The sequence below is a fragment of the Pontibacter locisalis genome (genome assembly GCF_042684605.1).
GTDB lineage: Bacteria > Bacteroidota > Bacteroidia > Cytophagales > Hymenobacteraceae > Pontibacter > Pontibacter locisalis.
On record NZ_JBHULU010000021.1, the window covers coordinates 723,624 to 735,899 of the forward strand.

13 protein-coding genes are annotated in these 12,276 nt (G+C 42.7%); 6 read left to right on the forward strand and 7 right to left on the reverse strand.

Features of this window, described 5'->3' with window-relative positions:
• Window positions 1-8 precede the first annotated feature (8 nt).
• The 3 genes from ACFSRY_RS17105 to ACFSRY_RS17115 all read right to left on the reverse strand — a co-directional run bounded on the left by ACFSRY_RS17105 (window position 9) and on the right by ACFSRY_RS17115 (window position 3,906).
• Window positions 9-845 (reverse strand): O-methyltransferase, encoded by an 837-nt coding sequence (locus tag ACFSRY_RS17105; RefSeq protein ID WP_377510641.1) that lies wholly within the window; start codon window positions 843-845, stop codon window positions 9-11.
• Window positions 846-1,054: 209 nt separating this feature from the next.
• Window positions 1,055-3,343, reverse strand: a complete 2,289-nt coding sequence (locus ACFSRY_RS17110; protein WP_377510644.1) for a S46 family peptidase — start codon at window positions 3,341-3,343, stop codon at window positions 1,055-1,057.
• 173 nt (window positions 3,344-3,516) lie between these two features.
• A complete protein-coding gene (locus ACFSRY_RS17115; protein ID WP_377510647.1) occupies window positions 3,517-3,906 on the reverse strand; it encodes a YkvA family protein in 390 nt (129 codons plus the stop codon).
• Window positions 3,907-4,176: 270 nt separating this feature from the next.
• On the opposite strand from ACFSRY_RS17115, the gene ACFSRY_RS17120 reads away from it, so the two are divergent.
• From ACFSRY_RS17120 to ACFSRY_RS17130, 3 genes are all read left to right on the forward strand, one after another.
• On the forward strand, window positions 4,177-4,752 hold the full coding sequence (locus ACFSRY_RS17120; RefSeq protein WP_377510650.1) for an SRPBCC family protein: 576 nt from the start codon (window positions 4,177-4,179) through the stop codon (window positions 4,750-4,752).
• A gap of 170 nt (window positions 4,753-4,922) precedes the next feature.
• The gene (locus ACFSRY_RS17125; RefSeq protein WP_377510653.1) at window positions 4,923-5,468 is read left to right on the forward strand and encodes a TetR/AcrR family transcriptional regulator; all 546 of its coding nucleotides are present in this window, start codon (window positions 4,923-4,925) and stop codon (window positions 5,466-5,468) included.
• Window positions 5,469-5,512: 44 nt separating this feature from the next.
• Window positions 5,513-5,905, forward strand: a complete 393-nt coding sequence (locus tag ACFSRY_RS17130; protein WP_377510656.1) for a hypothetical protein — start codon at window positions 5,513-5,515, stop codon at window positions 5,903-5,905.
• 6 nt (window positions 5,906-5,911) lie between these two features.
• Here the strand turns inward: ACFSRY_RS17130 and ACFSRY_RS17135 are convergent, their stop codons facing one another.
• Window positions 5,912-7,303: a PhoH family protein gene (locus ACFSRY_RS17135; RefSeq protein WP_377511229.1), complete on the reverse strand. Its 1,392-nt coding sequence runs from the start codon at window positions 7,301-7,303 to the stop codon at window positions 5,912-5,914.
• A gap of 339 nt (window positions 7,304-7,642) precedes the next feature.
• Here ACFSRY_RS17135 and ACFSRY_RS17140 point away from each other — a divergent pair, with 339 nt between their 5' ends.
• Window positions 7,643-8,089 carry a hypothetical protein gene (locus tag ACFSRY_RS17140; RefSeq protein WP_377510658.1) on the forward strand — a complete coding sequence of 149 codons (447 nt, stop codon included), beginning with the start codon at window positions 7,643-7,645 and terminating at the stop codon, window positions 8,087-8,089.
• Window positions 8,090-8,101: 12 nt separating this feature from the next.
• On the opposite strand, the gene ACFSRY_RS17145 is transcribed toward ACFSRY_RS17140, so the two are convergent.
• Together ACFSRY_RS17145 and ACFSRY_RS17150 are read right to left on the reverse strand one after the other, a co-directional pair.
• Window positions 8,102-8,842 (reverse strand): RNA-binding domain-containing protein, encoded by a 741-nt coding sequence (locus tag ACFSRY_RS17145; protein WP_377510661.1) that lies wholly within the window; start codon window positions 8,840-8,842, stop codon window positions 8,102-8,104.
• A gap of 50 nt (window positions 8,843-8,892) precedes the next feature.
• Window positions 8,893-9,264, reverse strand: a complete 372-nt coding sequence (locus ACFSRY_RS17150; protein WP_377510664.1) for a DUF3127 domain-containing protein — start codon at window positions 9,262-9,264, stop codon at window positions 8,893-8,895.
• 178 nt (window positions 9,265-9,442) lie between these two features.
• On the opposite strand from ACFSRY_RS17150, the gene ACFSRY_RS17155 reads away from it, so the two are divergent.
• A complete protein-coding gene (locus tag ACFSRY_RS17155) occupies window positions 9,443-10,390 on the forward strand; it encodes an isoaspartyl peptidase/L-asparaginase family protein (RefSeq protein ID WP_377510667.1) in 948 nt (315 codons plus the stop codon).
• Window positions 10,391-10,396: 6 nt separating this feature from the next.
• Here the strand turns inward: ACFSRY_RS17155 and ACFSRY_RS17160 are convergent, their stop codons facing one another.
• Window positions 10,397-11,284 carry a cyanophycinase gene (locus ACFSRY_RS17160; RefSeq protein WP_377510670.1) on the reverse strand — a complete coding sequence of 296 codons (888 nt, stop codon included), beginning with the start codon at window positions 11,282-11,284 and terminating at the stop codon, window positions 10,397-10,399.
• 357 nt (window positions 11,285-11,641) lie between these two features.
• On the opposite strand from ACFSRY_RS17160, the gene ACFSRY_RS17165 reads away from it, so the two are divergent.
• Window positions 11,642-12,142: a YciE/YciF ferroxidase family protein gene (locus ACFSRY_RS17165; RefSeq protein WP_377510673.1), complete on the forward strand. Its 501-nt coding sequence runs from the start codon at window positions 11,642-11,644 to the stop codon at window positions 12,140-12,142.
• Window positions 12,143-12,276: the final 134 nt, after the last annotated feature.

Genomic DNA, 12,276 nt, shown 5'->3' on the forward strand with positions numbered 1-12,276 from the left:
ATAGCCTATTAATAAGCAAGGTGTAGTTGGAAGTTGATATTCTTCACCGGATCTTCTTTGTCTATTATCACAATCCCTTGTTCATATAGATCAATGGAATAGTTTACGTTATTGTCCTTTTTGATAATATCCCAGGCTTCTTTCATGCCCTCGCTCCAGTTGATATCATCAAAGATGAAGATTGCTGATGATGCTACTTTTTTCTTCAACTCTTCAAAGTATTCCAATGTTGGATCTTTTTGATGGTTACCATCAATGAACAACAGGTTGAATTTAATATCTTTCTTTAAAAGAATCGGAAATGTAAAATCATACAGGCCTTGCAACACTTCGAATTTATCAGGGGAAACAATAGAGGAAAATTGCTTTGATGAAATTTCACAAAGTTGAGGAAGACCCTCCATGGTAATAAACTTGCTGCCTGTTTTATCTTTGATTGCTTCCAGCGTATAGGATCCGGAAACACCAAGGTTCGTTCCTATTTCCAAAATGGCAGGTTCATCTGTTTCTTTAGCGATAAAATACAAGAATTGGCACCACTTTTCGCTAGAAGCGGCATGTTTACAGATGTCTTTGACAAGAGCCGTTTTATCCAGCCCAAAAATTTCGTAAGTAATCAGAGTATCATCCTGAAGTAATTTATTCCGATAAGCCTCACATGCCTTAAAGGCTTTTTCATCCGCTCTAGAAAACCTGGATTCTTTGACTTTAAGAAATGAATCAACTACCACCTTTAAAAGCGGATTTTTGTAGCTGGACATATTCTTTAACTCTTTTTCTTGTCCTATCCTCCTTTGGAGTATCAAAGAGTGCTTTTCTATCTTCTTTAAGATCATTAGATTCATTATTTGTACAAGAGGCCTCTACTATACATTTCCAGGCTAAGCCAAGTCCGAAATTACAAACTTTGTTACACACTGTAGCTTTAAAAATAAACCTGTAAGTTCGATCCTGCAATTCAAACAGTTTGCTTGCTCATGAATATACTATAAAAACAAACACCCCACCTAAAGTGAGGTGGGGTGTTTGTTTTACGAAAGGGTATAACCTTCGCTTAGTTAGCTACAGCTGTGGTTTTGTCTTTCTTTCTATTTTTCTGCTTTTTACCTTCTTTGTTAGATACATCCGCTTTTTTAAGGCGTGCATCAACCTGTGGTAAGCCGGAAGTGTTGTCAGTAACAAGTGTCATTTCCTCTACCAGGTGACCTGCTCCCGCAAACTTATCAACTATGAACAGCATGTAACGCACATCCACGGCAATGTTACGCACCTGGTCGGGGTTGTAAACGATGTCGCTCATGGTGCCTTCCCAGTTACGGTCGAAGTTAGTGCCAATCAGCTGCCCGTTGGCATTGATAACCGGGGAGCCGGAGTTACCACCTGTTGTATGGTTGGAGGCGATAAATGCCACCGGCAGTTCACCGTTCACACCGTAGCGGCCATAGTCCTTATTCTCATACAGTTCCTTCAGTCGGGCAGGAATAGCATAATCTTCGGCCGCACCAGATTCAGCTTTTTCGATGATACCTTCTAAAGTAGTATAGTGTTTATACTGCACACCGTCTACCGGCTCATAAGGCTCTACTTTACCATAAGCTACACGCAGTGTTGAGTTAGCATCCGGGTAGAACTTCTTATCGCTCTGCATCTCACGCAGACCTGCCACATAAGTTCTGTACAGCAGGTTAAGGTTATCATTAACCTCATTGTAAGTCGGCATTACGTTTACCCTGTAGTAATCAGAGATGCTGGCAGCTAATTGTAAAGCAGGGTCATCCTTAAGAACATCTTTCTTACCACCTTTGATATCTGCCAGTGCTTTGGTTACACCAGCCTCCGATGTGAACACAGATTTGCTGAATAACTCATCCGCATACTTGTTAAAGTCTCCTTTATACTTGCTGCGGACCATTTTAAATACCTCCGGGTGCAACTTAACGTCGATGTTATTGTAGTACAGGCTCAGGAGAGCTGCGAATACTTTCTTATCACTTGGTGCATTATAATCTTTGTAAAAAGAAGGTATAGTTTTTTCCAGCCGCGCTATCTGCGCATCAATTTCATTCTTAGGCGCTTTTGCCTCCAGCATTTCCTGAAGTTTAGTAAACGTGTTCGCAAACTTCACGATCTCCACGCCATAGGCTGCTTCGGTAATGTAGTCGCGGGAGATGGTGATGCCATCCAGCGCCTTGTAGTTCTTCTCGAAGTCAGCCAGTACAGTGCCATACTTTGCCTTTCGGGCAGGGTCAGCGGCTACCCAGGAGGCAAACTGCTTCTCCAGTTTCTGCTTTTCTTCAATGGCATTGGCCTTGCGGATTCCACGGTTCTCGCCGATCCATTTCTTCCAGTAATTGGCAATGCTGGCATACTTGGCTGCATACTGAATACGCACCGCATCAGAAGCTTTCATATCCTTGTCCAGGATGTTCAGCTTTGTTTCGCGGATGTTGATCTTGGCAGGGTTTGATACCTCGTAAATTTCCTGTACAGCCTGTGATGTCAGGTACTCGTTGGTACGGCCAGGGAAACCAAAAACCATGGTGAAATCACCTTCCTGTGCTCCTTTCAAAGAAATAGTCAGGTGGTGTTTTGGCTTGTAAGGCTTATTGTCCGGCGAGTAATCAGCTGGCTCATTGTTTGGTCCGGCATAAACACGGAACAAGGAGAAGTCACCGGTGTGGCGTGGCCACATCCAGTTATCTGTGTCACCACCGAATTTACCAATTGATGACGGCGGAGCACCTACCAATCGCACATCACGGAACGTTTCTGTAATGTACATATAGTATTCGTTTCCATAGAAATACGGCTTGATAACCGCATCGTAATGTGTGTTGGCTGTTGCCTCTTTACGAACCTTTGCCATGTTGCGCTGAATAATCGCTTCACGTTCAGCCTCCGTTTTAGCACTAGCTGTACCATTCATAATCTGGCTGGTAACATCTTCCATGCGAACAATGAAAGTGGCAGTAAGACCCGGGTTTGGCTTCTCCTGATCCCGGTTCATAGCCCAGAAGCCGTTGGTCAGGTAATCATTCTCCACAGTACTGTGCTGCTGTATCTGCCCATAGCCGCAGTGGTGGTTTGTTAGCAACAGACCTTCCGGTGAGATCATTTCGCCGGTGCAGAAGCCCCCAAACGATACGATGGCGTCCTTAAGGCTGGACTGGTTTATACTATAAATGTCTTCGGCAGTGAGCTTCATGCCCTTTTGCTGCATCTCCGACTCATTAAGCTGCTTTAAAAGCATAGGCAACCACATTCCCTCATCAGGACGGGCAGTAGTGATACCTAAGCTAATGCATGCAGCCGCAAAAAAGGAAATTATGCGTTTGCTGATCATGGATTAGTTAATTGAAAGATTAATTAGCGCCTGAAGTTACGCAATTTTGCTTAAGACAAAGCAATAACAGGGCCAGGATAGGGAGGTGAAACTAAGGTTAAAAATTAGGCTGCCCCTAATTTTAGAAGCAGCCTAAAAATCCTTTCCGGGTTTATTTTTAAATCATTCGTAAATTAAAAAGACCCGATGCGGTAATGGTCAAAGTGCTGGTCAGCTTCCCAATTTTTAAATTTGCTTATTTCTGTTTGGAAAGAGTTGATGAACCAGGCCATCAGGCTTAAATCGTCTAACAGACCTATACCTGGAATAAAATCAGGTATAATATCCAATGGTGTTACCAGGTATAAAATTACAGCCACACCAACAATCAGCGATTTTCTGGAAACATTACGATAATCACCATTGATGTAAGCTTTTATAAGCCGGATCAACGTTAAGCCAGCACCTTTCAACTGCTGAAAGCCACTTTCTTTACTTTCAGCATCTACTAATTTGCTGTAGGCTGTAGTAAGTAGTAGACCCAGTTTTACAGGCTTTGTGAGCAGGCCACCTGCTTTTCCCATAAATTTTTTAAAAAAAGGATTTTGTGAGAACAGAAGTCCTTTATGTATCCAATCGTTTATCATGTCATTTATATATTTTAGTCTCAATATCTAACTCTACGGTAAATTCGGCTACTAGGCTGTCTTTTGTTATAATGCTGTTCTGGAAGCAAAAATACTATCAAAAATAAATAGCTTCAACCTCTTGTTTCATAACCCAAAGGTCCTTTAAATTGGTGCACTTTATCCTGCTAATAATACAAGCCTGATTTTAAAGCTTATTTTAAAGATATGCGCCTGTTAATGAAAGTGCTGTTGTCTGTTGCTGTTGTGATTGTGGTTACACTTGGCATTTCCTTTCTGTTACCAACTCACTTGCTGTTGGAACGGTCTGTTGTGCTAGACGCAAAGCCAGCGCAGGTATATTCGTTGCTAAGTAACCCGACTGAGTGGGAAAAGTGGAGTCCTGTGAACAAGTCAGTAGACCCAACCATGATCAGGTTATTCAGTGGGCCTATGTCTGGTGTAGGTGCCAAGATGCAATGGAGCGGTGACGGAGTAGGTAACGGGGAGGTCGAACTGGTGGAAGCCACCGCAAATGAAAAGATAATTTATACGGAAAGAGATACCAGCAATGCGTTAACGATTGAAGGAGCTTTTCTTTTAACTGCAGCGGAAGGAAACACAGTTATTTACTGGAGCCAAAAGGCACGCATCGAAGATAATCCTTTCGAAAGGCTAAAAGGCCTGTGGCTGAAGTATAAAAAAGAAAATGAACTGGAAGAGGGGCTGCTAAGACTGAAATCTACCTTTGAAGAGTCAAACCCTAAGAAACCTGGCCGGAGAAAGTTAGCCCAGGCTCTTTGAAGCGTAAGGAACAGAACGCTTTCTGTTCTTATACTTGTAGTGTTAATTTTTTGAAACTCACCTTACCTCAACCTGAAGTAGATTCAATTTATTTAATCACACTAATCAAAAATAAAAGGCAATATCATTTAAACTTTTTTTATATATTTGAACAACTGTTTAATGAGTTTATGTCACAGAGGCAAGAGGCAAGAGATTTAGCTGAAGAGCGTATTTTTGAGGCTGCAGTAAAGATTTTTAGCCAGTTTGGTTATGAAAGTAGTTCTGTACGCATGATCGCTAAAGAGGCTGGTGTTTCTCCCGGGCTTCTTTACAACTATTTTAAAAATAAAGAAGAATTACTGGTACGGGTGTTTGAAGAGGGGTTGAAGGATGTACAGGCAACCTTTCGTGATCTTCCGGACGATGGTCAGGTAAAGACTTATCTGCTCCACAACTTCCGTATTATGCAGGAGAAAAAGCAGCTGTGGAGGTTGATCTATCTTATCAGGATGCAGCAATCTACTTTGGCTATTCTCGGTGAAAGAATCAACAGGGTACAAAAGCAGGTGTTAGATCGCCTGGAGGCTCGGCTCCGATCATCTTTGGGGGATAAGGCCCGTGCTGAAGCAGTTTTGCTGAATGCTTCTTTAGAAGGTGTAGTCTTTCATTATTTATTTGACAACAGCTTTGAGTTTGAACTTGCTCAGCAAGCTTTGCTGACGAGGTACAGTTAATTTTTTTTGTCTTTTTATTAAACGAATGTTCAATGAGTGCTACTATGAAAAAGCTTCTCTATCCAAGCGCCAGGTTTTTATTTGGCTTGACCATGTTTGTCTTTGGTCTGAATAAATTGTTCCTGTTTATTCCCGTACCTGAGCAAGATCCTTCAGGTGCAGCCTTAATGGCAGCTATTATTTCCAGTGGCTATATGATCCAAACAATAGCTGTGGTGGAAATATTTTGCGGCCTGCTCATTTTAGTAAAACGATGGGAAGTGATTTCCTGCCTGCTTTTGGTGCCAATCACAACTAACATTCTCCTCTTTCATCTTTTTGCAGATCAAAGAAATATAGTGGCAGGACTGCTGGTTTTCGGCCTTCATGTATATCTACTTTACAACCATCGCCAGCAGTATGCCTGCCTGTTAAGAAAGTATTCAAATGCTGGTTAGGTATTGCTATAGCAACTCATTTGCAAGGTTCGCTAATTCAGAGCGCTCTCCTTTTAGTAGCGTGATGTGCGCGTAAAGTGGATGATTCCTAGCCCGGTCAATTAAGTAGGACAGGCCGTTACTCTGCGAGTCCAGGTATGGTGTATCAATCTGGTAAATATCACCTGTGAAAACAATCTTTGTGTTTTCGCCGGCCCGTGAAATAATTGTCTTTACTTCGTGTGGGGTCAGATTTTGCGCCTCATCTACAATAAAGAAAATGTTAGACAAACTCCTTCCGCGGATATAGGCAAGGGGTGTAATTACCAGCTTCTCCAGATCTACCATGTCTCTAAGTTTCTGGTATTCCTTGCTGGTTTCTGAGAACTGATTCTGTATGTACTTCAGGTTATCCCAGAGCGGCTCCATGTATGGGTTCAGCTTTGACTTGATATCTCCTGGCAAATACCCGATATCTTTGTTGCTCAGTGGCACAACAGGGCGTGCCAGGTAAATCTGTTTGTATTCTCTTCGCTGCTCAATGGCAGAGGCCAGAGCTAACAACGTCTTTCCTGTACCGGCCACACCTTGCACAGAAACTAACTTTATCTGTGGGTTTAAGAGCGCGTGTAAAGCAAAAGCCTGTTCTGCGTTACGTGGTTTGATTCCGAAAGCAGTAAGCTTGTCTACACGTTCTAACTGCTTCTCAGCGGTGTTGTAAAAGGAAAGGATGGAGCTTTTAAAACTTTTGAGGATATAGAAATGGTTATCTGCAGGTGGAGCCTTTAATACCTGGCCTACATCACACTGGCTTTTCTCGTAAAGTTCGTTAATGATATTAGGTGCTACATCTTCTATGGTGTCGTTGCCTGTATAAAGTCCCGCCACATCCTGAATTTTTCCAGTTTCATAATCTTCTGCAACGAGGTTCAGGGCCCGTGCTTTCAGGCGAAGGTTTATGTCCTTTGTAACTAAGACTATCTTGTGATCAGGCTTCTCCTGTTGTAGCTTAAGTGCTGAGTTTAGAATCCTGTGATCGTTTTTGTCACCAAATATCTGAACAGCATCGAGCATTTCTGTAGAATCATTCATCAGTACCCGGAAGTAGCCTTTGTTCTTACCGTTCAAAGGCAGCCAGTCCTGCAGTTTATGCTCTGCTGATAGTTTATCTATAAAGCGTATGAACTCCCGCGCCTCAAAGTTTTTGATGTCGTTACCTTTTTTAAAATTATCCAACTCCTCCAGCACGGTGATAGGTATGGCAACATCGTGTTCCTGAAAGTTTTGGATGGCGCTGTGGTCGTAAAGAATAACAGAAGTGTCCAGTACAAAGATCTTTTTCTGGTTGGTGTCCTGGTTTTTCTTTTTGGGTGCTTTAGAAGTTTTGGGTTGGCTGCCGTTTTTTGATGGCTTTGCCATGTCTGATGCTTTGGCTTTAGGGGATAGGGTGGCCATAGGCTTTGGGTTTAGGGTGAAACCGTTTGTTTACAGGATTATGGGTGCTTAAGAGTTCCTGTTTTACAGGAGTGTCTACATGATTTTACGTTAAAATCCCGGCTGCGGCCATTAATTTCATGGTCCTATCCAGTTCAGGACATGAAAAAATTAACATATCAATTTAAATCAATTTAGTAGAGCCTTGATTAGTAAAACATTAAGGATAAAAAATATATAACTAAAAACTTAGTTGTATGGGAAATATTTTTTATATTAGCTTCCGATACAACAGATCAGACTCTACCGACCCAAAACAAAACTATGAAACGTTATTTGCTTTTTTCCTTCTTTTTAATCCTCCCGCTGTTCTCCATTGCGCAAAAAAAGAAAGGGTTTCTTTTCTTTAAGATCAACCGTTTTGACAAAGAGGGGAAATACCATGGCCGCTGGAAGGTATACTTTGGAAAAGATGATGTGCTGATTAGAAACGGCAGGTTCAGGCATGGGAGAGAGGTGGGTACCTGGAAGTATTATTATCCTGATGGGACTCTTTATATGAAAGAAAAGTACAGCCGAAAGTCTGAAATGATTAAGGTTGAGAAGTACCACGAGAACGGTGCGTTAGCCAGAAAAGGGAAGGCTGTGATGGCGCGTACCTACACCATAGACCGCTATTATTGGACAGGTGAGTGGGAGGTTTATGATGAGAAAGGAAATTTTAGCCATACCGAATTGTACTCCGGCGGAAACCTGGTCGGCAAAAAGTGAATTGCTTAAAAATCAGCTAAGCGTATAGTACTCTTCTTTCTCTTTATCGTGAAGGCGTATGTACCCATGGATGACTAACTTTACCAATGTGCGGTAAGCCCTGCGATGGGAGAGGTTAGCAAGCTTCATATACTGCTTTAAGGTGATTCTGGGATGGTCTTTTAGGAAATCAAGTACTGCGTTTTCATGTTTGTCCAGTGGTATTTGCTCAAAATGTTCAGGCTCCTGCTCCAATACCTTGTTCACCATTTTACTTGTCTGTACGGTAGTGTCTTTCACACGCACATAGCCACGCCAGTCATCCTCCTTCACCTTTGCAAAATGTGGCTTTAACTTGCTTTCAGGTACTGTTACAAGTAATACGGTACGATGGTCGCTTTCCACTTCATCATAATGTATTGTCACGGGAGGGCTACAGTAATGTTCTGCTGCCAGGTTTAAGGTATGCTTTTCTTCTTCAGGGTCAACACCACAGATATAGCCACTGTCTTTTACCCCAACAAGTAATACGCCGCCACGGGTGTTGGCAAATGAAACTAACGTTCTGGCAATTTTCTGCGGCTGTGTTACCCGTTGTTTAAAATCGACGGTATCATTTTCGCCTCTGAGGATCATGCGTTGCAGCTCTTCGAGTGGGTTGTATTGTTCGTAGTGCATGTGGGTGGCAATAAGCTCTGACAAGTTAGGGTGCTGATAGTCATCATTACGCCAGGATGAGGCACAAAGATATGCCCGGACCTGTAGGACGGGCATAAAAAAAGCGAGCACAGGCTCGCTTTTACTATGATAGACTATTTGATTGCTTAGAAAGGCAAATCGTTATCTGCATCGCTGCTGTAGAAAGATGGCGCATCCTGCTGCTGGGGAGCGTCTGCCGGACCACCAAAGTTGTTAGCCGTCGCTGGTTCCATTCTCCAGGCCTGCAGGTTCGTAAAATACATAGTTTGTCCGTTTTTGGTAAACGGTTTACCAGTTAAGTTAAAAGTAACTTTTACTTCGTCACCGTTTTTATAGGAGTCCAGCAGGCTACATTTGTCCTGCGTTAACTGAAACTTCACATACTGGGTATAGGAGCCATCAGGAATCTCCAGGACAAATTCACGCTTCTTAAATTTATCACTGATTTGCTGCTCTTCAAATACCTCGTAAAGCTTTCCTTGGATATCAAACGACATAATTCTTCTTTTACTATTTAGTTATAACGATAAGAACAAAGATAACTATTTTAAATCTGATTTAGGTCCTTTTAAAGCTACTAATTCGTACAAAAAACACAGGTTCTGCATTAAATAAAAACAGCTGTTTAAGCTAAGGCGTAGACAATTCTAAAGATTCAAGCAAGCACCTAAAGACATGAAAAATATATCGATAGCTATACACGGCGGGGCTGGTACCATTACCAGAGATTCTCTTACAACGGAGCAGGACCGTGCTTATCGTGCGGCTTTGGAAGAGGCTGTAGAGGCGGGGTACCGTGTTTTAGAGAAAGGAGGGACTGCAGTAGATGCCGTGGAGGTAGCCGTGCTATACCTGGAGGATACACCCTTGTTTAATGCCGGGAAAGGTTCCGTTTTCACAAAGGAGGGGAAGCATGAAATGGATGCCTCCATCATGTGTGGTAAAACCTTAGGGGCAGGAGCCGCTGCAGGTGTGCGCAGCATCAAAAATCCTGTTAAGTTAGCCCGGGCGGTAATGGAATTATCTGACCACGTGATGCTCAGCGGATATGGAGCGGAAGAGTTTGCTATAAACCATGGGCTGGAGTTTGCCCCGGAGAAGTATTTTTTTGATGCCTTCCGGTATAATCAATGGGCAGAAGTACGTGACTCAAACATCTTTATGCTGGACCACACAGAAAATGTGGACGAGAAGTTCGGAACCGTAGGCGCTGTTGCTCTGGATAAAGACGGGAACCTGGCCGCTGCCACCTCTACAGGAGGAATGACAAACAAGCGCTACAACAGGATAGGAGATACTCCTATCATTGGCTCAGGTAACTATGCTAACAACAAAACTTGTGCTGTGAGCTGTACGGGCCATGGAGAGTACTTTATGCGTGCCGTGGTAGCTTATGATGTCTCCTGTCTGATCGAGTACAAAGGCTACAGTCTACAGGAAGCATGTGATGAGGTTGTGATGCAGAAATTAGTTGCCTTCGGAGGAGAAGGTGGTTTAATAGCTGTGAACACAGCAGGAGACATAGCGCTTCCTTTTAATTCTGAAGGAATGTACCGGGCATGTATGAAAAATGGTGAGCAACCTTTTGTAGGAATATATAAGGAATGGAACAAGGCGAATTAGCGCCTTTTACCTTTCCTGAAGCCGGGCCTGCTTCAGCGCCTGCTCGTCTTTAAAGAAAAGGCGCTCCTCAATGTCATAGATGTTACCCTTTGCCAGTACATGCATAACAAGATGCTCAATAGCTACTGGTCTTCCTTTCTCTACTTCATCTATGTTGGTATAGCCTACTTCGTGGCTGTCTGCAATTACGACCAGATTAGAACCTATCGTTTCTACTATATGGCCTTCTGTTATAAGAATGCCCGTATCTTCGCCTAGGCCAATCCCTACCGTTTTAGGGTGAGTCACGACAGCTTCCATCAGCCTTCCAAAACGGCCGCGGGTAACAAAGTGGGTGTCAATAATAACTTCATCAATAAAATTCAGCCCTTCCCCGATTTTTACAGAACCACGCAGGAGGGACTCAGGTGCTGAGCCGCCTTTGATCATCGTTTTAGACATGGCCATTGCACCTGCGCTGGTTCCGGCAATCACGAATTCTTCGTTCTGGTACCGGTGCTTCAGTATGTCAAGTATCTCTGTATCTCTGAACATGCGTGTGATCCTGGACTGGTCCCCGCCACTGAACATCACACCATCTGCTTTTCTTATTCTTTCGATGTATTCAGGTAGATGCGCATCCTCTTCTTCTCTAATGTGCATCATGTTAGCACACTCACAGCCTAAAATTCCAAAAGCACTTGCATATCTTTCACCTACCTCAAATGGAATCATGGAGGCGGAGGTAATCACCTCTATATGGGGGCTTTTGTTAGGTATCTCCTGTAAGAATCGTTTTAAAATACCTAGTTCGAAAAAGTCCAGGTAATATTTCTTTTTAGATTTAGGGTTTGGATAAGTGCCTTTGTCCTCATTTCCTCCAACTGCTATCAGTTTTCCTTTTGGTGTGTTCACTTTTGGTCTATTCTTTTTCAGGTGCTTTAAGAAATATTATTACGTAAAACGTTTACCACCATTGAGGGGCAATCGTTACAGAGTCTTAATAGGACTACAAATTTTATTTGAAATCGTTTCAATAATAAGCTGAAGCAACTCCAGTTTGGCAATGAAACTATGTGAAGATACTACTATAGTAGCAACAGAGCAAGTTAATATAATATGTTATATATTATATACTGTAGCACTACACTGAAAAATAGAGTATATTCACCTAATTAAATTAATATTTTATTAAACCCGCCGATAACCCTGTCGTATAGATAGCCACAAGTAAATAATGATTACATTTTAAACGCGTAACCTTTCCAAGCTATGAAACTTAATAATTTAAAAGACCTATTTATCCACGAACTTAAAGACTTGTATAATGCAGAGCATCAGATCATGAAGGCAATGCCTAAAATGGTAGACGCTGCATCATCAGGTGAGCTGAAGCGGGCGCTTCAGGACCACATGCGTGAAACAGAAACGCAAATTGAGCGCCTTGACAAAGTATTCGGTATGTTGGATGAAAAGGCAACAGGCGAGAAGTGTAAGGCAATGGAGGGAATCATCAAAGAAAGCGAAGAGATGATCAGCACTCGTGCGGATAAGAACGTTATGGACGCTGCACTAATTGCAATGGCCCAGCGTGTGGAGCATTACGAGATTGCGGGCTATGGCACCGTTTGTACCTATGCGAAGCAGCTAGGTATGCAGGAGGTGCTGGACCAGCTTCAGATGATTCTAAGTGAAGAAAAGAAAGCTGATGAGAAGCTGACTTATATTGCCGAGCATAACATCAACGTGAAAGCTGAACACAACGCAAAGTAGCCTGGCTGCTTTGTAAGCGATACTGAAAAAAACTCTGTACTTTCGCCTGGCTTACCCAAGCAGGTTATGAAGGTGACAGAGTTTTTCGCTTTTATACCAAATCAAAAGGGCCGGCTGCGTTTGCAGCCGGCCCT

What these genes read in the sequence shown, in the direction of transcription:
- ACFSRY_RS17105 (WP_377510641.1), bottom strand. Translation starts at nt 845, where the DNA reads ATGAATCTAATGATCTTAAAGAAGATAGAAAAGCACTCTTTGATACTC.
- ACFSRY_RS17110 (WP_377510644.1), bottom strand. Translation starts at nt 3,343, where the DNA reads ATGATCAGCAAACGCATAATTTCCTTTTTTGCGGCTGCATGCATTAGC.
- ACFSRY_RS17115 (WP_377510647.1), bottom strand. Translation starts at nt 3,906, where the DNA reads ATGGGAAAAGCAGGTGGCCTGCTCACAAAGCCTGTAAAACTGGGTCTA.
- ACFSRY_RS17120 (WP_377510650.1), top strand. Translation starts at nt 4,177, where the DNA reads ATGCGCCTGTTAATGAAAGTGCTGTTGTCTGTTGCTGTTGTGATTGTG.
- ACFSRY_RS17125 (WP_377510653.1), top strand. Translation starts at nt 4,923, where the DNA reads ATGTCACAGAGGCAAGAGGCAAGAGATTTAGCTGAAGAGCGTATTTTT.
- ACFSRY_RS17130 (WP_377510656.1), top strand. Translation starts at nt 5,513, where the DNA reads ATGAAAAAGCTTCTCTATCCAAGCGCCAGGTTTTTATTTGGCTTGACC.
- ACFSRY_RS17135 (WP_377511229.1), bottom strand. Translation starts at nt 7,303, where the DNA reads ATGGCAAAGCCATCAAAAAACGGCAGCCAACCCAAAACTTCTAAAGCA.
- ACFSRY_RS17140 (WP_377510658.1), top strand. Translation starts at nt 7,643, where the DNA reads ATGAAACGTTATTTGCTTTTTTCCTTCTTTTTAATCCTCCCGCTGTTC.
- ACFSRY_RS17145 (WP_377510661.1), bottom strand. Translation starts at nt 8,842, where the DNA reads ATGCCCGTCCTACAGGTCCGGGCATATCTTTGTGCCTCATCCTGGCGT.
- ACFSRY_RS17150 (WP_377510664.1), bottom strand. Translation starts at nt 9,264, where the DNA reads ATGTCGTTTGATATCCAAGGAAAGCTTTACGAGGTATTTGAAGAGCAG.
- ACFSRY_RS17155 (WP_377510667.1), top strand. Translation starts at nt 9,443, where the DNA reads ATGAAAAATATATCGATAGCTATACACGGCGGGGCTGGTACCATTACC.
- ACFSRY_RS17165 (WP_377510673.1), top strand. Translation starts at nt 11,642, where the DNA reads ATGAAACTTAATAATTTAAAAGACCTATTTATCCACGAACTTAAAGAC.